The 16357-nt window shown below is 68.0% G+C and carries 16 protein-coding genes, 1 rRNA gene and 1 riboswitch; of the genes, 2 read left to right on the top strand and 15 right to left on the bottom strand.

Annotation, left to right across the window (positions count from 1 at the left end):
• The 7 genes from ACFKCF_RS27670 to ACFKCF_RS27700 all read right to left on the bottom strand — a co-directional run.
• Nucleotides 1-306 (bottom strand): 16S ribosomal RNA (locus ACFKCF_RS27670); the annotation flags it as partial.
• Nucleotides 307-740: 434 nt separating this feature from the next.
• Nucleotides 741-3314 carry a valine--tRNA ligase gene (locus ACFKCF_RS27675; RefSeq protein WP_394497997.1) on the bottom strand — a complete coding sequence of 858 codons (2574 nt, stop codon included), beginning with the start codon at nt 3312-3314 and terminating at the stop codon, nt 741-743.
• A 71-nt stretch (nt 3315-3385) separates the two neighbouring features.
• Nucleotides 3386-4669 (bottom strand): ATP-dependent Clp protease ATP-binding subunit ClpX, encoded by a 1284-nt coding sequence (gene clpX / locus ACFKCF_RS27680; protein WP_185067261.1) that lies wholly within the window; start codon nt 4667-4669, stop codon nt 3386-3388.
• Nucleotides 4670-4855: 186 nt separating this feature from the next.
• Nucleotides 4856-5479 (bottom strand): ATP-dependent Clp protease proteolytic subunit, encoded by a 624-nt coding sequence (locus ACFKCF_RS27685; protein ID WP_192786903.1) that lies wholly within the window; start codon nt 5477-5479, stop codon nt 4856-4858.
• Nucleotides 5480-5493: 14 nt separating this feature from the next.
• Nucleotides 5494-6126 (bottom strand): ClpP family protease, encoded by a 633-nt coding sequence (locus ACFKCF_RS27690; RefSeq protein ID WP_185078200.1) that lies wholly within the window; start codon nt 6124-6126, stop codon nt 5494-5496.
• 319 nt (nt 6127-6445) lie between these two features.
• Entirely contained in the window at nt 6446-7837 is a 1392-nt protein-coding gene (gene tig, locus ACFKCF_RS27695; RefSeq protein WP_394497999.1) for a trigger factor, read from the bottom strand.
• 200 nt (nt 7838-8037) lie between these two features.
• Nucleotides 8038-8904 carry a helix-turn-helix transcriptional regulator gene (locus ACFKCF_RS27700; protein ID WP_185067264.1) on the bottom strand — a complete coding sequence of 289 codons (867 nt, stop codon included), beginning with the start codon at nt 8902-8904 and terminating at the stop codon, nt 8038-8040.
• Nucleotides 8905-9137: 233 nt separating this feature from the next.
• Between ACFKCF_RS27700 and ACFKCF_RS27705 the strand changes: the two genes are divergently transcribed.
• On the top strand, nt 9138-9614 hold the full coding sequence (locus ACFKCF_RS27705; RefSeq protein ID WP_192786906.1) for an ATP-binding protein: 477 nt from the start codon (nt 9138-9140) through the stop codon (nt 9612-9614).
• Between the two features lie 9 nt (nt 9615-9623).
• Here ACFKCF_RS27705 and ACFKCF_RS27710 read toward each other — a convergent pair whose 3' ends face one another.
• The 4 genes from ACFKCF_RS27710 to ACFKCF_RS27725 all read right to left on the bottom strand — a co-directional run bounded on the left by ACFKCF_RS27710 (nt 9624) and on the right by ACFKCF_RS27725 (nt 13166).
• Nucleotides 9624-10124 (bottom strand): DinB family protein, encoded by a 501-nt coding sequence (locus tag ACFKCF_RS27710; RefSeq protein WP_394498001.1) that lies wholly within the window; start codon nt 10122-10124, stop codon nt 9624-9626.
• A 21-nt stretch (nt 10125-10145) separates the two neighbouring features.
• Nucleotides 10146-11102 carry a coiled-coil domain-containing protein gene (locus ACFKCF_RS27715; RefSeq protein WP_394498003.1) on the bottom strand — a complete coding sequence of 319 codons (957 nt, stop codon included), beginning with the start codon at nt 11100-11102 and terminating at the stop codon, nt 10146-10148.
• Nucleotides 11103-11107: 5 nt separating this feature from the next.
• Nucleotides 11108-11249, bottom strand: a riboswitch (cyclic di-AMP (ydaO/yuaA leader).
• A gap of 64 nt (nt 11250-11313) precedes the next feature.
• Nucleotides 11314-12393 (bottom strand): galactose-1-phosphate uridylyltransferase, encoded by a 1080-nt coding sequence (galT, locus tag ACFKCF_RS27720; protein ID WP_394498004.1) that lies wholly within the window; start codon nt 12391-12393, stop codon nt 11314-11316.
• Nucleotides 12390-13166: a DeoR/GlpR family DNA-binding transcription regulator gene (locus ACFKCF_RS27725; protein WP_394498006.1), complete on the bottom strand. Its 777-nt coding sequence runs from the start codon at nt 13164-13166 to the stop codon at nt 12390-12392. Before ACFKCF_RS27725 ends, galT begins: the two co-directional genes overlap by 4 nt.
• 134 nt (nt 13167-13300) lie before the next feature.
• Here ACFKCF_RS27725 and ACFKCF_RS27730 point away from each other — a divergent pair, with 134 nt between their 5' ends.
• Nucleotides 13301-13378 carry a 50S ribosomal protein bL37 gene (locus tag ACFKCF_RS27730; RefSeq protein WP_371252575.1) on the top strand — a complete coding sequence of 26 codons (78 nt, stop codon included), beginning with the start codon at nt 13301-13303 and terminating at the stop codon, nt 13376-13378.
• 35 nt (nt 13379-13413) lie between these two features.
• On the opposite strand, the gene ACFKCF_RS27735 is transcribed toward ACFKCF_RS27730, so the two are convergent.
• The 4 genes from ACFKCF_RS27735 to ACFKCF_RS27750 are packed head-to-tail and all read right to left on the bottom strand — an operon-like array spanning nt 13414 to nt 16013.
• Nucleotides 13414-14724, bottom strand: coding sequence for a TrpB-like pyridoxal phosphate-dependent enzyme (locus tag ACFKCF_RS27735; protein ID WP_394498008.1), 1311 nt, complete (start codon nt 14722-14724; stop codon nt 13414-13416).
• 38 nt (nt 14725-14762) lie between these two features.
• Entirely contained in the window at nt 14763-15389 is a 627-nt protein-coding gene (locus ACFKCF_RS27740; protein ID WP_394498010.1) for a uridine kinase, read from the bottom strand.
• A 2-nt stretch (nt 15390-15391) separates the two neighbouring features.
• Nucleotides 15392-15796: a hypothetical protein gene (locus tag ACFKCF_RS27745; RefSeq protein WP_394498012.1), complete on the bottom strand. Its 405-nt coding sequence runs from the start codon at nt 15794-15796 to the stop codon at nt 15392-15394.
• Between the two features lie 46 nt (nt 15797-15842).
• A complete protein-coding gene (locus tag ACFKCF_RS27750; protein ID WP_394498014.1) occupies nt 15843-16013 on the bottom strand; it encodes a hypothetical protein in 171 nt (56 codons plus the stop codon).
• Nucleotides 16014-16357: the final 344 nt, after the last annotated feature.

A 16357-nucleotide genomic window follows, 5' to 3' on the forward strand; every position in this document is an offset into this window, starting at 1 on the left:
TGGCCGGTCGCCCTCTCAGGCCGGCTACCCGTCGTCGCCTTGGTAGGCCACTACCCCACCAACAAGCTGATAGGCCGCGAGCCCATCCCCAACCGAAAAAACTTTCCACCACCACCCGATGCCAGGGGCGGTCGTATCCGGTATTAGACCCAGTTTCCCGGGCTTATCCCAGAGTCAGGGGCAGGTTGCTCACGTGTTACTCACCCGTTCGCCGCTCGAGTACCCCGAAGGGCCTTTCCGCTCGACTTGCATGTGTTAAGCACGCCGCCAGCGTTCGTCCTGAGCCAGGATCAAACTCTCCAAACAATGTCTTTCGTCTGGATTGTGAATCCAAGCAATTTCCGTCAATAATGACGGGGATATGCATGTGTATCTCATGCACTGGCTTTTAACACACTGTTGAGTTCTCAAGAAACGGACGCGTACATCCTCGCCAAGATCTTGCTTCAGATCCTAGCGCGGAGGCGCACATTTCATTTCCTTTATGTTACCAGATCCGGACGATCCTTGTCAAACCGCCCGATCCGGTAGCTTCCGGACTCGCCTCTCTTCGAGGCAACCCTGCTAACTTACTCCAACTTTCGGCGCTTGTCCAACCGAGCGGCTGGAACCACCCGAAAGCCGGGAGTCGATCAGGAGGGGTGTCAGGGCAACCGCCCTACGTTGAAAACTGTAGCAGCCCTGACGGCGTCGAAGGTCCATCTTAGGTAACGAATGGACCTTCCCCGCGTTCGTATGGTTCAAACCCCGAGCCCGGCGAGCTGTGCCTCAAGGCGCGCGATGTCCGCGGCGGCCTGCTCGGCACGGCTCCTGACCTTGGCGACCACGTCTTCTGGCGCCTTGGCCATGAACTGTTCGTTGCCCAGCTTGGCGGCCACCTGTGCGGCCTCCTTGCGGGCGACCGCCAGGTCCTTCTCCAGGCGCTTGCGCTCGGCCACGACGTCGATGGCGCCCGCGGTGTCGATCTCCACGGTCACCCCGCCCACCGTGAAGCTCGCCGTTGCGCTGAACGACTCCGCCGGCTCCGTGAGCCGCAGCAGCGATCGGATCGCGCTCTCCTGGCCGGCCAGCGCGGTGCCCGCCAGCCCGAGCCGGGCGGCGACCTTCTGGCCCGGCTTGAGCCCCTGGTCCGAGCGGAACCTGCGGACCTCCGTCACCAGCTCCTGCAGCGCCCCGATCTCCGCCTCGGCCGCGGCGTCGGTGTAGCGGGCGTCGACCTCCGGCCACGGGGCCGTCACGATCGACTCGCCGCCCGTGACGGCCCGCCAGAGCTCCTCGGTCACGAACGGCACGAGCGGATGCATCAGCCGCAGCAGCGCGTCGAGCACATGGCCGAGCACCAGCCGAGTGTGTTCGAGCCCCTCACCGAGCTGGATCTTGGCCAGCTCCAGGTACCAGTCGCAGACCTCGTCCCACGCGAAGTGGTAGAGCAGGTCGGACGCCTTGGCGAACTCGTATTCGTCGAAGGCCGCGTCGGCGGCCGACACCACGGACTGCAGGCGTGACAGGATCCACCGGTCGGCCGCCGTCAGCTCGGCCCCTTCCAGCGATCCCACGGCCGCGCCGTTCATCAGGGCGAACCTGGTGGCGTTCCAGATCTTGTTGCAGAAGTTACGGGATCCGGCCGCCCACTCCTCGCTCACCGCGACGTCGGCGCCGGGGTTGGCGCCGCGCAGCAGGGTGAAGCGGGTGGCGTCGGCGCCGAAGCGTTCGATCCAGTCGAGCGGATCGACCACGTTGCCGAACGACTTGGACATCTTCTTGCCGTACTGGTCGCGGACCATGCCGTGCAGCGCGACCACGCGGAACGGCGGCTCGCCGTCCATGGCGTAGAGCCCGAACATCATCATCCTGGCCACCCAGAAGAACAGGATGTCGTATCCGGTGACCAGCACGGAGGTCGGGTAGAAGCGCTGCAGCTCGGGCGTCGAGTCCGGCCAGCCGAGCGTCGAGAACGGCCACAGCGCCGAGGAGAACCACGTGTCGAGGACGTCGGAGTCCTGCGTGTAGCCGGCGGGCGGGTCCTCGTCGGGGCCCACGCACACGACCTCGCCGGCCGGGCCGTACCAGACCGGAATGCGGTGCCCCCACCAGAGCTGCCGGGAGATGCACCAGTCGTGCATGTCGTCGACCCAGTCGAAGTAGCGCTTGGCCAGCTCCGGCGGGTGGATGCGGGTGCGGCCGTCGCGGACGGCATCGCCCGCCTCCTTGGCCAGCGGCCCCACGTTGACGAACCACTGCAGCGACAGCCTGGGCTCGACCACGGTCTTGCAGCGCGAGCAGTGGCCGACCGAGTGGAGGTACGGGCGCTTCTCGGCCACGATAAGGCCCTCGGCGCGCAGCGCGGCGACCACGGCGGGTCTGGCCTCGAAGCGGTCGAGCCCCTGGAAGGGACCGTGCGCGGTGATGACGCCGCGCTCGTCCATGACGGTGATCGACGGCAGGGAATGACGCCGTCCGATCTCGAAGTCGTTGGGGTCGTGGGCGGGAGTCACCTTGACCGCGCCGGTGCCGAACGCCGGATCGACGTGCTCGTCGGCGACCACGGGGATCATGCGCCCGGTGAGCGGCAGCTCCACCATCGTGCCGACCAGGTGCGCGTAGCGCTCGTCAGAGGGGTGGACGGCCACGGCCGTGTCGCCGAGCATCGTCTCGGCGCGCGTGGTGGCCACCACGATCTCGTCGGAGTAGCGGATCGAGACCAGCTCGCCCTCGTCCTCGCTGTGCTCCACCTCGATGTCGGACAGCGCGGTCAGGCAGCGCGGGCACCAGTTGATGATCCGCTCGGCGCGGTAGATCAGCCCGTCGTCGAACAGCTTCTTGAAGATCGTCTGCACGGCCCGGGAGAGCCCGGTGTCCATCGTGAACCGCTCGCGCGTCCAGTCGACGCCGTCGCCGAGCTTGCGCATCTGGCCGAGGATCCGGCCGCCGGACTCCTCCTTCCACTCCCAGACCCGCTCGACGAACGCCTCGCGCCCGAGGTCGTGGCGCGACTTGCCCTGCTTGGCCAGCTCTCGCTCGACGACGTTCTGGGTGGCGATGCCGGCGTGGTCCATGCCCGGCAGCCAGAGGGTCTCGCGCCCCTGCATGCGGGCGCGCCGCGTCAGCGCGTCCTGGATGGAGTGGTCGAGCGCGTGGCCGATGTGCAGGACGCCTGTCACGTTGGGCGGGGGCAGGACGATGCTGTACGGGACGCGCGAGCTGCCCGGGTCGGCGGTGAAGTACCCCTGGGATACCCAGCGCTCATAGCTCCGGGTCTCGACGTCGGCCGGGGTGTACTGGGTGGGCAGCTCTGGCGTTCTCACGGTGACCAATTCTAGGGAGGTGGGAAAGCAAAACGCCCCAGGGATCGACTCCGCCGGGGCGCTTGCCGTGGTTTATGGGATCAGGCCGACTTTTCCCGCGGCGTGCGCTGCTGCTTGGCGGCAAGCTGGTCGCGGGGTACGAGCGTCGGGATGGCGTGTTCGAGCACGGACTCGCGCGTGATGACGACGCGGGCCACGTCTTGGCGCGACGGCACTTCGTACATCACCGACTGGAGCACTTCCTCCAGGATCGCGCGCAGCCCGCGCGCGCCGGTGCCGCGCAGGATGGCCTGGTCGGCGATGGCCTCGAGGGCGCCGTCGGTGAACTCCAGCTCCACCCCGTCGAGCTCGAGCAGCTTGCGGTACTGCTTGACCAGCGCGTTGCGCGGCTCGGTGAGGATCTGGATGAGCGCCTCGCGGTCGAGGTTGTGCACCGAGGTGATGACGGGCAGACGCCCGACGAACTCGGGGATCATGCCGAACTTCAGCAGGTCCTCGGGCATCACGTCGCCGAAGATGTCGGCCGTGTCGACCTCTTCCTTCGACCGGATGATGGCGTTGAAGCCGATGCCCTTCTTGCCGATGCGCGACTCGATGATCTTTTCCAGACCGGCGAACGCGCCGCCACAGATGAACAGCACGTTGGTGGTGTCGATCTGGATGAACTCCTGGTGCGGGTGCTTGCGGCCGCCCTGCGGGGGCACGCTCGCCGTGGTGCCCTCCAGGATCTTCAGCAGTGCCTGCTGCACGCCCTCACCGGAGACGTCGCGCGTGATCGACGGGTTTTCGCTCTTACGAGCGATCTTGTCGACCTCGTCGATGTAGATGATGCCGGTCTCGGCCTTCTTGACGTCGTAGTCGGCCGCCTGGATGAGCTTGAGGAGGATGTTCTCCACATCCTCGCCCACGTATCCCGCCTCGGTCAGCGCGGTGGCGTCGGCGATGGCGAACGGCACGTTGAGCATCTTCGCCAGGGTCTGCGCCAGCAGCGTCTTGCCCGAACCGGTCGGGCCGAGCAGCAGGATGTTGCTCTTGGCCAGCTCGAGGCCGTCGTCTCTGCCCCGGTCACCGGACTGCACCCGCTTGTAGTGGTTGTAGACCGCCACCGAGAGGGCCTTCTTCGCCTTGTCCTGACCGATGACGTAGGCGTCGAGGAACTCGTAGATCTCCCTCGGCTTGGGCAGGTTGTCCCACTTGAGCTCGGAGGACTCCGAGAGCTCCTCCTCGATGATCTCGTTGCAGAGATCGATGCACTCATCGCAGATGTAGACGCCTGGACCGGCAATGAGCTTCTTGACTTGCTTCTGGCTCTTTCCACAGAAAGAGCACTTCAGCAGGTCTCCCCCGTCGCCGATGCGTGCCACCCCAGATACTCCTTTGCGTGGGACCGCCCTGCTCCTGCGAGAGCAGTGTCTCCGGACATCCTCCGGACTAGGCCGAACCGCTCAGGTTTCGACGTTACCGTCTTCTGGGCCCTCAGTGAGCCCCCTAGCGGCGAGTCGCACCGGAACGTGCCCTATTGGGCAGCGCTCCGGTGCGTCACGTCCCGTCTAGGAAGCCACGGCCTGAGCGCGCTTCTTCCTGGACGGGATGATGTCATCGATCAGACCATACGCCTTTGCCTCGTCCGCGTTGAGAATTTTGTCGCGTTCGATGTCCTTGCGGACTTGGGCGGCGGTCTTCCCGGAGTGCCTTGCCACGATGTCCTCGAGGAGGTTTCGCATGCGAAGGATCTCGCGGGCCTGGATCTCGATGTCGCTGCCCTGGCCGCCACCCTCGGTGGACGGCTGGTGGATCAGCACCCGGGCATTGGGCAGCGCGAAGCGCTTGCCCGGGGTGCCGCCGGCCAGCAGCACGGCCGCGGCCGAGGCTGCCTGGCCCAGGCAGACGGTCTGGATCTCCGGCCGGACGAACTGCATCGTGTCGTAGATCGCCGTCATGGCGGTGAAGGAGCCACCCGGCGAGTTGATGTAGATGCTGATGTCACGGTCGGGGTCGAGCGATTCCAGCGTCAGCAGCTGGGCCATCACGTCGTTGGCCGACGCGTCGTCGATCTGCACTCCGAGGAAGATGATGCGGTCCTCGAAGAGCTTGTTGTACGGGTTCATCTCCTTCACGCCATATGACGTGCGCTCGACGAAGGAGGGGAGAACGTAGCGGCTCTGAATGTTCACTTCTCTACTCCCCCTTAGGAGACCGGGCCCTGCGAGGGCACCTGCCGCGCGCTGCGGACCACGTGGTCGATGAAGCCGTAGTCCTTGGCTTCCTCGGCCGTGAACCAGCGGTCGCGGTCGGAATCGGCCTCGATCTGCTCCAGCGGCTGGCCCGTGTGGTGGGCGATCCGCTCGGCCAGTGTCTTCTTCACATAGAGCATCTGCTCGGCCTGGATGGCGATGTCGGCCGCGGTGCCGCCGATGCCTCCGGACGGCTGATGCATCATGACCCGGGCGTGAGGCAGGCCATATCGCTTGCCCTTGGTGCCCGCGGTGAGCAAGAACTGCCCCATCGAGGCGGCCATGCCCATCACAACCGTGGAAACGTCGTTCGGTACGTATTCCATCATGTCGTAGATGGCCATGCCAGCGCTCACCGAGCCACCCGGCGAGTTGATGTAGAGGGTGATGTCACGGTCGGGGTCGTCGGCCGCGAGCAGCAGGAGTTCGGCGCAGATGCGGTTGGCGATCTCGTCGTTGACTTCCTGCCCGAGCACGATGATGCGCTCCCGGAGCAGGCGCTGGTAAAGCTGGTCCTCAAGCCGGAAGGACGAGCCGTTCTCACGGCCTCGCGACTCAGGCTGATAGAAGGTCGGCGGGCTGGTCACAGCGTCACCTTCCGATGCGTCGTAATCGATTGGCTTTGCTTGTGACCTTAACGCGCGCCGCGCACAGCTCATGCCCGGTCCCCCGTACTGTTCGCTGACGGCGCAGGTTCATCGTGCCCTCCTGCGCACTGGTTCCCTGAGGCGCCGCGCAGGGCGTGCTGAACGCAGGTCCGGCACCCTGAGCCCGTCGAAGCCCTTCGGGTGCCCACGAGCCCTCTCAGGGCCTCACACGGCCGCACGCCCTCCTCAGGAGCGCCCGGGAAGGCCGAAGCCCCCGAACCGGACGGTTCGGGGGCTTCGGAAAAGAGCGAGAGGGCGATCAGGCCTCGGACTTCTCCTCGGCGGGCTCGTCCCTGGCGGCGTCCTCTTCCTCCACGACCTCCTGGCCGTTGATCTCGGCGTAGATCGCCTTGAGGTCCACCTCGTTGCCGTCGCTGTCGACGACCTTGGCGGCGTCGCCGAGCACCGACTTGGCCTTGTCGCGCACGATCTCGACCATGGCCAGCGTGAGCTGGTCGTTGTCGGCGAGGTGCTTGGCCAGCTCGTTGGGCTGCACGCCCATCTCCATGGCGCGGCGCACGACGAAGTTGGTCAGCTCCTGCTCGGAGACGCCCAGCTCCTCGGCCTTGACGATCTTGTCGAGCACGAAGCCGACCTTGATCGCGCGGGCGGAGTTGGTCTCGAACTCGGCGAAACGCTCCTCTTCCGTCGTCTGGTAGAGGCGGAAGAAGGCGTCGCGGCTCAGGCCGCTCTCGGACACCTGGTGGTCGAGGTTGTGCTTGCGGGCGTCGATCTCGGCCTTGAGCGCGCTGTCCGGCAGCGGGATGTCGATCTGCTCCAGGAGCGTGTCGAGGGCCTTCTCGCGGGCCTGCACGACCTGGTCGATCAGCTTGTTGCGGCGGGCCTGCTCGCGGATGCTGGCCTTGAGCTCGTCGAGCGTGTCGAACTCGCTGGCGAGCTGGGCGAACTCGTCGTCGAGCTCGGGCAGGACCTTCTCCTTGACCGACTTGACGTTGATGATCACGTCGGCTTCCTCGCCGGCGTTCTCGCCGCCGACCAGCTCGGTCTTGAAGCTCTTCTCCTCGCCCGCGGACATGCCCTCGAGCGCGGCGTCGAGGCCCTGGAGCACGGAGCCGGCGCCGACCTCGTAGGAGACCTCGCTGGCCTGCTGCTCCTCGATGTTGTTGCCGTCGATCTCGGCGCGCAGGTCCATCACGACGAAGTCGCCGGCGGCGGCCGCGCGCTCGACGCCGGTCAGCGTCGCGAAACGCTGGCGCAGGGCGTTGAGCTGGGCGTCGACGTCCTCGTCGGAGACCTCGGCGGAGTCGACCGTGATCTCGAGGCCCTGGTAGTCGGGAACCTCGAAGTTGGGCCGGATGTCGACCTCGGCGGTGAACTCGATCTGCTCACCGTCGTCGATCTTCGTGACCTCGATGTCGGGCTGGGCGACCGGGAACACGTCGACCTCGTCGACGGCCTTGCCGTACAGCTTGGGCACCGCGTCGTTGAGGGTCTCCTCCAGCACTACCGCCCGGCCGAAGCGCTGCTCGATGATGCGGGCCGGAACCTTGCCAGGCCGGAACCCGGGGACGCGCACCTGCTGCGCGACCTTCTTGTACGCCGCATCCATGCTCGGGCGCAGCTCGTCGAACGGCACCTCGACAGTGAGCTTGACCCGGGTCGGGCTGAGCTCCTCGACAGCGGTCTTCACGGAATGGTCTCCTTGATCAAGCTACGAGTGATCGCGGGCGCGTCCATCGGTTACGGCACACGCGCCGCGCCCACATGAGCGGTGTTGGGCATGCTCCGCTACGGCGGGATCCAACGCCGATGGCCAGTCTAGGGCAGATGCGTACCCAACAACGACGTCCGCGCCGTCACAAGTCGCCCGCGATCATCCGTAACCGTCCGTCAGAACTCGTCCGCGATCGTCCGCAGCAGCTCGACCGTCTCGTCCGGAGTGGTGCTCACGGCACAGAGCCGCTCCATCACCTCGGTGTATCGGTCCACGTCCTCACGCTTGTCGAGGTAGAGCGCGCTGGCCAACTGCTCGACGTACACGACGTCGGGCAGGTCGGTGTCGGGGAAGCGCAGGACGCTGAACGCCCCGCCTTCCGCGCTGTGCCCGCCGAAGCTGAACGGCATGATCTGAATCGTGATCTTGGGCTGGCGCATCAGGTCGATGAGGTGCTCGATCTGGGCCCGCATCACCTCGACGCCGCCTATGGGTCGTCGTAGGGCGGCCTCGTCGATCACGGCCCAGAACACTGGCCCGTCCGGCCTGTCGAACATCCGCTGGCGCTCCAGCCGGAGATCCACTCTTCTGGAGATCTCCTCGGCCCCGATTCCCGCCGATCCGGCGGTCACGACGGCCCTTGCGTACTCCTTGGTCTGCAGCAGTCCTGGCACGAACTGGACTTCGTAGGTCCTGATCCTGGCGGCGGCCTCTTCAAGGCCGACGTACGCCTGGAACCACGTGGGCAGGACATCGTTGAACCGGTGCCACCAACCAGGCTCGTTGGCGGTGGCGACCAGGTCGAGTACGGCGGAGCGGGCCTGCTTGTCCACGACCCCGTAGAGGGTCAGCAGGTCCGCCACGTCCCGTTCTTTGAACCCCACCCGGCCCAGCTCCATGCGGCTGATCTTGGATTCGGAGCCACGGATGAGGTGGCCCGCCTCCTCACGAGTGACGTTCTTCGCTTCCCTGAGCTTGCGCAGCTGGGAGCCCAGGAGGATGCGCAGCGCCGTCGGTCCGGAACCCGGCTGGTTCTGCGTCACTTTGCCTCCTATCAAGGTCCGCACACACAGTGACACCACATTGCCGGGTATGACAAGGTCTCAACCTCGTGTCCGATTAGCAGAGTTATGCCCCAAAACGCCGCTTGCTACTGCACAATGCAAGTGCACGTGCATTTGGGTCTTGCAGGTGCAGCGATCGTGACCCATGATGGCTTAGTGCATATTGGGCCAAACATGCACTAACTCGGGCTGAACGGGGAGGTATCGGCAGCATGGTGGAGGATCCTCTGGCCACTGCCGATGCGTTGCAAATCACCCGCGAAGTGGGCTTCGACCACCTGCTGATGGGTGGCAAGCCGTACACGACCTCGTGCCCGTTGCCCTTTCAGGCCGACTCCGTGAAGACGGCCAGGGACGTGACCCGCTCGACCCTGAAGGGCTGGGGCCTGCACGAACTCAGCGACGACGCCGCGCTGGTGGTGTCGGAGCTGGTGACGAACGCGGTGCGGTACGCGATGTACGCGGCGGGGCGGCGGGAGATCGAGCTCTTGCTGATGCGCGTACAGCCGCACGTGCTGCTGGCGGTGGCCGACCCCAGCGACGAGGTGCCGCGCCCCAAGGAGCCGGACTTCATCTCCGAGAACGGGCGCGGCCTCTACATCGTCGAGACCTACAGCCAGTGCTGGGGCTGGGACCCGCTGGCGCGCGGCGGCAAGGCCGTGTGGGCGTTGTTCCGCACCGAGCCCTGATCGCTCCCGCTAGTCTCCGGTCACCCCGTCGATGCGCTCGCGCAGCAGGTCCGCGTGCCCGTTGTGACGGGCGTACTCCTCGATCATGTGGATGAGGATCCAGCGGTGGGTGCACTCCCGCCCGTTGCGGTCGCCGACGGCGTCCAGCGGCTTGGCGGCCGAGATGGCGCGGGCGCGCTCGATCTCCTCCTCCCACGTGGTGAAGGCCTCCTTGACGGAGGCGCTGTCCACCTCCTTGAAGTCGGCGTCGTTGTCGCGGTCCTTGTCCCACAGCTTGGGGAGGTCCTCGCCGTTCAGCACGCGGCGGAACCAGGAGCGTTCGACGTGGGCCATGTGCCGGACCAGACCGAGCAGGGACAGAGCCGAGGGTGAGGCGGAGCGCAGGCGCAGCTGATCGTCCGACAGGCCCTCGCACTTGACTGCGAGGGTGCCGCGGTGCCATTCGAGCCAGTTGTTCAGCGTGGTCCGCTCATCGCCGGTGAGAGCCGGCGGAATCCGGGTGTCAGTCATGATGTCCGACCTTATCCAGCTTCAGTACATCGAGATGTGGACGTGGTCGTAGTGGTTCTCGGTGATGCTGCCGCGGTCCGACATGGCCCGCCAGCCCGAGCCCATGTTGATGCGCTGCTTCCAGATCACGTACTTGACGCCGAGCTTGGCCTTGTTCTTGAGCGCCCAGTCCGCGATGCGGTCGCCCAGGGCGTTGTTGATGGCCGCGGGCATCGTGCCGCCGGTGCTCATCATGAAGTCGCAGGCCCGCCCCAGCGGGTGCTCGCCGCTGGAGCCGGAGCGGAAGCAGCCCACCGTGTACGGCAGCTTGAAGTTCTTCTCCAGCTCCGCCTTCATCAGCCGCGTACGGGCCGTGATGTTGTCCGAGCCGGTGGGCAGCTCGGGCGCCCAGCTGCCGTCGGACTTGCGGCCGGGGCCGAACGGCACGAGGTCCTGGAGCTTCTTCTTGATGTCGTCGATGACGTCCTCGGCCTCGGCGCGCTGTTCGGAGACCTCTTTGGCGTCCACGCCGATCCGGGTGGCCAGCGCGGCGGCCTCGTCGGAGGCCTTCTTCTTGTCGTCACGGGCCTTGGCCACCCCCTGGACCAGGGCCTGCCGCTCGGCCGTCAGCTGCTCCAGCAGGGCGGCGCCGCCGCCGTTCTGCACCATCAGGACGGAGGGCAGCGACGGGTCGTGGCTCTGGTAGCGCATCCTGGCGAGCTCGCCGACCCGCTGCTCGGCGGCGGCCAGCGTCTTCTCCGCGGCCGTCAGCCGCTCCTTGGCCGCCTTGGCGGCCGCCTGCGCCTTGGCCAGCTCGACGCGCTTGAGGTTGTACTTCTCGATCAGCTTGTCGATCTTGCCGTTGAGCTGCTTGAGCTGGGCGCGGAGCTCGGCCTCCGACGGCTTGGGCGCCGCCGAGGCCGCGGTCGCCGGCAGGAGTGCGACGGCGGCGGCCGTGACGAGGCCGATGGCGAAAGTCGCGGGGGACACAGCCGCCACGTGGATGTTCCTCTCCCTCTGCCGGCCGGGTTAGCTGACGGGTTCGGGCTGGGAGCTGCGTGCCCTACCACCGAAGTGGATTCACCCCAGGTGCGGATGGGTCCCCGGCTCCCGGGCGACTCGCCCGGGATTAGGCGTGTGCCGGATGTTACGGCCGGCACAAAAGGGATGTTAGTGGTAGATCACGAGTAACGCGACCCCCATTAGAAATCTAATAGTGATCTACTTGTGATCGAAGCATCCGAGCGGCCTCCTCCGGCAGCACGTCGTTCACGAAGGCCCCCATCGCGGACTCCGACCCGGCCAGGTATTTGAGCTTGCCCGGCGCCCGTCTGATGCTGAACAGCTCCAGGTGCAGGTAGCCGAGCTCGCGGTCCTGCCGCACGGGTGCCTGGTGCCAGGCCGAGATGTACGGCATCACCACGCCGAACAGGTCGTCGAAGGCCCGCAGCACCGAGGTGTAGAGGGGCGCGAACGCCGACCGCTCCTCATCCGTCAGCGCGGCCAGATCGGGCACCTGCCGGTGCGGGTAGATGTGCACCTCGTACGGCCACCGCGCGGCGGCGGGCACGAACGCCGTCCACAGCTCGTTGGCGGCCACCACGCGCGTTCCCGCGGCCCGCTCGGCGGCCAGCACGTCGGCGAACAGGTTGCCCTTCGAGTAGCGCCTGGCGGCGGCGAGCTGGAGCTTGGTCCTGGGCGTGACGTACGGGTAGGCGTAGATCTGGCCGTGCGGGTGGGCCAGCGTGATGCCGATCTCCTCACCCCGGTTCTCGAAGCAGAACACCTGCTCCACGCCCTCGATCCCGGACAGCTCGGCCGTCCGGTCGGCCCACGCCTCCATGACCAGCTCCACCTGGCCGTCGGAGAGCCTGGAGAAGGACGACGAATGCTCAGAGGTGAAGCAGACCACCTCGCACCGCCCCACCCCCGGCCGGACCTCACTCAAGCCCCCCGCATCCGCGTAAGTCCCGAAATTGCCGGAGAAGGAGGGGAATCGGTTCTCGAACACCACCACGTCGTAGTCGTACGACGGCACCTCCGTCGACCGCGTGTCCGACGACGGGCACAGCGGGCACTCGTTCGCCGAGCCGGTCGGCTGGAACGTGCGCGTCTGCCGATGCCCCGCCACCGCGATCCACTCCTCGGTCAGCGGGTCGTAGCGCAACTCGGAGGCCACCGGCCGGGGGTCGAGCACCCGCCGGTCGATCGCGCTCCGGTCGGCGTCGTCCCGCCGATCGAAGTAGATCAGCTCACGGCCGTCGGCCAGGTGGGTGATGGTGCGCTTCACGAGCCCTCCGCGATGATCAGTTCTCCGGCCCGTTCGGCCAGCTCCATGCGTGCGTCCTCAGGCAGCCCCGCGTCGCTGATGACCACGTCGGCCTCGGTCAGCTCGGCGATGGTGCTGATGCCGACCGTGTTCCACTTCGTGTGGTCGGCGGGGATGACCAGCCTGCCGGCGGCCGTCACCAGCTCCCTGTCGGTCTCCGACTCCAGCAGGTTGGGGGTGGTGAACCCGGCCCGCACGCTCATCCCGTGCACGCCGAGGAACAGCGTGTCCACGTGCAGGCGGCGGATCGCGGCCACGGCCACCGGGCCCACCAGCGCGTCGGACGGCGTGCGCACGCCGCCGGTCAGCACGACCGTGCGGTCGGGACGCGGGTTGCGGTGGAAGACCTCGGCGACGGGGATCGAATTGGTGATCACCGTCAGCTCGGGGACGGCGATCAGGTGGCGGGCCAGCGTCCACGTGGTCGTGCCCGCCGAGAGCGCCACGGCCGTGCCGGGCCGGACGAGGCCGGCCGCGCGGCGCGCGATGGCCTCCTTCTCCTGCTGCTGGCGGGCCGACTTGGCGGTGAAGCCGGGCTCCTCGGTGGAGCCGGGGCCCAGGGCGGTGGCGCCGCCGTGCACCTTCTCCAGCAGGCCGCGCTCGGCCAGCACCTCGAGGTCCCGGCGGATGGTCATGTCGGACACGCCGAGCTCGCGGACGAGGTCCGCGACCCGGACTCCGCCGTTGCTGCGCACGCGTTCGAGGATCGTCTGCTGCCGCTGCTGTGCGAGCACGCCCGCTCCTTCCAACAGATTCCACCAAATTATGACACGGAATTGTTGGGGAATGTTAGTTCGCGTGCTGCGCTTGCGCTGGTCAGCACGGGCGGCGAGGCTCGTGGCATTACCCGATCACCGGAGGCGAGCTTATGGCCAGGCGCGCACGCAAGGGCAAGGCACGCAAGAAGAAGAAGGCGAACCACGGCAAGCGCCCCACGGCGCGTTGACCGGGTGGCCGCCTCTCGCGGCGGCCACCCCGCTTTCATCCCGGCAGCTCGGTCAGGGCCCGCTCGATGCGGTCCTGCGGCAGCGTGTAGTCCTCCAGGTGCCCGGCCAGGTAGCGGTCGTACGCGCCCAGGTCGAAGTGGCCGTGGCCGCAGAGCGCGGTCAGGATCACCTTCTCCTCGCCGCTCTCCTTGCACCGCAGGGCCTCGGCGATCGTCTCGGCGAGCGCGTGCGTGGGCTCGGGCGCGGGCACGATGCCCTCGGTCCTGGCGAAGCGGACACCGGCCTCGAAACACTCGCTCTGGGCACGGGTGACCGCCTCGAACAGGCCCAGCTCGTACATGTGCGACAGCAGCGGCGACATGCCGTGGTAGCGCAGGCCGCCCGCGTGGATCGGGTCGGGGACGAACGCGTGGCCCAGCGTGTGCATCTTGAGCAGCGGCGTGAGGCCCGCGGTGTCGCCGAAGTCGTAGGCGTACACACCGCGCGTGAACGACGGGCAGGCGGCCGGCTCGACCGCCCTGAACACCGTCTGGATGCGCCCGGCCAGCTTCTCGCGCAGGAACGGGAAGGTGAGGCCGGCGAAGTTCGAGCCGCCGCCGGTGCAGCCGATGACCAGGTCCGGCATCTCGGGCAGCTGTTCCAGCGCCTCCTCGCCGATCACGGTCTGGTGCAGGAGCACGTGGTTGAGGACCGAGCCGAGCGCGTACCGGGCGTCGGGCGTGGCGGCGGCCACCTCGACGGCCTCGCTGATCGCGATGCCCAGGCTGCCGGGCGAGTCCGGGTCGTCCGCCAGCACCTTGCTGCCCGAGCCGGTGATGGGTGACGGGCTGGCGTGGACGGTGGCGCCGTACACCTGCATGAGAGAGCGGCGGTACGGCTTCTGGTCGTACGAGGCGCGCACCATCCAGATCCGGCACTCGATGTCGAACTGGGAGCAGGCGAACGCCAGGGCCGACCCCCACTGCCCGGCGCCGGTCTCGGTGGTGAGCAGGCGCACCCCTTCGCGGGCGTTGTAGTACGCCTGGGGCACGGCCGTGTTCGCCTTGTGCGACCCGGCGGGCGAGACCCCCTCGTACTTGTAGTAGATCCTGGCCGGCGTGCCGAGGGCCTTCTCGAGCCGGCGCGCCCGGATCAGCGGCGTCGGCCGCCAGAGCCGGTAGACGTCGAGCACCTCTTGCGGGATCGGGACGAACCGCTCACCGCTCACCTCCTGGCCGATCAGCTCCATCGGGAAGAGCGGAGCCAGGTCGTCGGGCCCCACGGGCTCGCGCGTCGCCGGGTGCAGCGGCGGCGGTGGCGGGGCGGGCAGGTCGGGAACGATGTTGTACCAGTGGCTGGGGATCATCGCCCCAGTCTGCGCCGCTCACGCTCCGCGTTCCAGCATCAAGCGTCGCGGGTCACGACGGCGAGTCTGCGGGGATGATCGGCCCTGACCACGACGTCGGCCGTCTGCTGGGGGCGTGCCTCCCGCTCGTACCGCTCGTACGCGGGCAGCCGCCACCGCTCGTCCTCGGGGGTCCCGCGCTCCAGCGCCCCCGCCGACAGCCACACGTGCACGCTCACCTCGAACGCCAGCCCCCGTCCCAGGAGCAGCGTCCCGTCCACGATCAGCACGCCGCCCGGGGCCAGCTCCTCGTACGACGCCCGGTACGCCCGGTCGACGCGGCTGTCCCAGAGCCGCGGCAGCACCCGCCCGGAGCCGCCCTCGTCCAGGGGCTCCAGCACTTCCCTGCGCAGCGCCTTGACGTCGAGCCGGTCCTCGTAGAAGGCGTCCGGATCGGTCCTGCCGTGCTCCAGCCGCAGCGACGCGGGCCGCAGGAAGTCGTCCGCCGACACGCGCAGCACGGGCCGCCCGCGCAGCCGGAGCGGGGCGACGAGCTCGTCCGCCAGCGTCCCCGGACGCGCCGCCGGAGCCCCGTCCACGGCCATCCGCACCCACCCCGGCCGCCCGGCGGCCAGTTCGGCCAGCTCCTCGACGAGGCCGTCACGGGAGATCGCTCGTGCGCGCATGCCTACGATCGCAGCCCCGCCCCGAACCGGTCCCTCTCCGCGGCAGCGTGGCGCAGCGCCCCGCCGACGGCCTTCTGCCTGGGCAGCGGGGTGAGCCAGATCGCGGGCAACCCCCGCTCTGCGGCCGGCGGCGCGGCGCGCATGCCGAGCGACTCGCCGCGCGACTCGCCGACCAGGAGCAGGCGCCCGGCCCGCTCAGGGTCGAGGGCCCGCCGAGCCCGCTCCATGACCCAGCCGGCCGGCTCCCCCGCGTCCCGGGTGGCCGGCGACTGCCACCAGACCTCCCGCACGGACCAGCCGTACCGCCTGAGGACCGCACCGGCGAAGTGGAGAAGGGGACGGGCGGCCACCCGATCAGGATCGCCGTCGTGCCGCGTCGCGGCTCCGAAGATCCTTCCAGGCACCATCCCCCAAGGATAGGCACAGCCGCGAAGGCCGGTCGTCTTCAGGTCTTCACATGCACATCCAGCAGTAGAGCAGCTCATCCGCTTCCCTGGCCCGGCGCGCCAGCCCGACGAACGCCTCGACGAGGGACAGCAGGTTCCCGGCCTCTGCGGCCCCCGCCCACTGTCTCGCCAGCTCGGGCAGACGCTCGTCGTCCACGTCGGCCAGGGTGTCGCGCACGGACGCCGACAGTTCGAAGATCCCCGGACCGTCCAGGTACGGCGAGTCCGGCGGCAGCGCCTCCCACTCCTCGCACCCCGTCGAAGACCGGCTGGCCCGGCAGAACCGGGGCCTCCGTGCGCCCGAGGTCCGGCCGCACCGTCGCCGCCTCGCGGTCCGCGGCCCGGTAGTAGTCATAAAGAACGCCCACATGCCGACTTTGCCCTGTCGGACACAACTCCGCGAAAGAACTCGACCCATACTCGCCTGAGCTGCCGCGCCACCGGCCGGACCGTTGAACGCTTGAGCCGCGCAAATGTGTCCGAGGGCGGTCGAGGTATCGGAAGCAGACAGGGAAGAACGGT

Origin of the sequence: Nonomuraea sp. JJY05 (assembly GCF_043496855.1) — a bacterium.
Taxonomy (GTDB): domain Bacteria; phylum Actinomycetota; class Actinomycetes; order Streptosporangiales; family Streptosporangiaceae; genus Nonomuraea.

What these genes read in the sequence shown, in the direction of transcription:
- ACFKCF_RS27745 (WP_394498012.1), bottom strand. Translation starts at nt 15,796, where the DNA reads ATGGTGCCTGGAAGGATCTTCGGAGCCGCGACGCGGCACGACGGCGAT.
- ACFKCF_RS27735 (WP_394498008.1), bottom strand. Translation starts at nt 14,724, where the DNA reads ATGATCCCCAGCCACTGGTACAACATCGTTCCCGACCTGCCCGCCCCG.
- ACFKCF_RS27705 (WP_192786906.1), top strand. Translation starts at nt 9,138, where the DNA reads ATGGTGGAGGATCCTCTGGCCACTGCCGATGCGTTGCAAATCACCCGC.
- ACFKCF_RS27730 (WP_371252575.1), top strand. Translation starts at nt 13,301, where the DNA reads ATGGCCAGGCGCGCACGCAAGGGCAAGGCACGCAAGAAGAAGAAGGCG.
- ACFKCF_RS27710 (WP_394498001.1), bottom strand. Translation starts at nt 10,124, where the DNA reads ATGACTGACACCCGGATTCCGCCGGCTCTCACCGGCGATGAGCGGACC.
- ACFKCF_RS27740 (WP_394498010.1), bottom strand. Translation starts at nt 15,389, where the DNA reads ATGCGCGCACGAGCGATCTCCCGTGACGGCCTCGTCGAGGAGCTGGCC.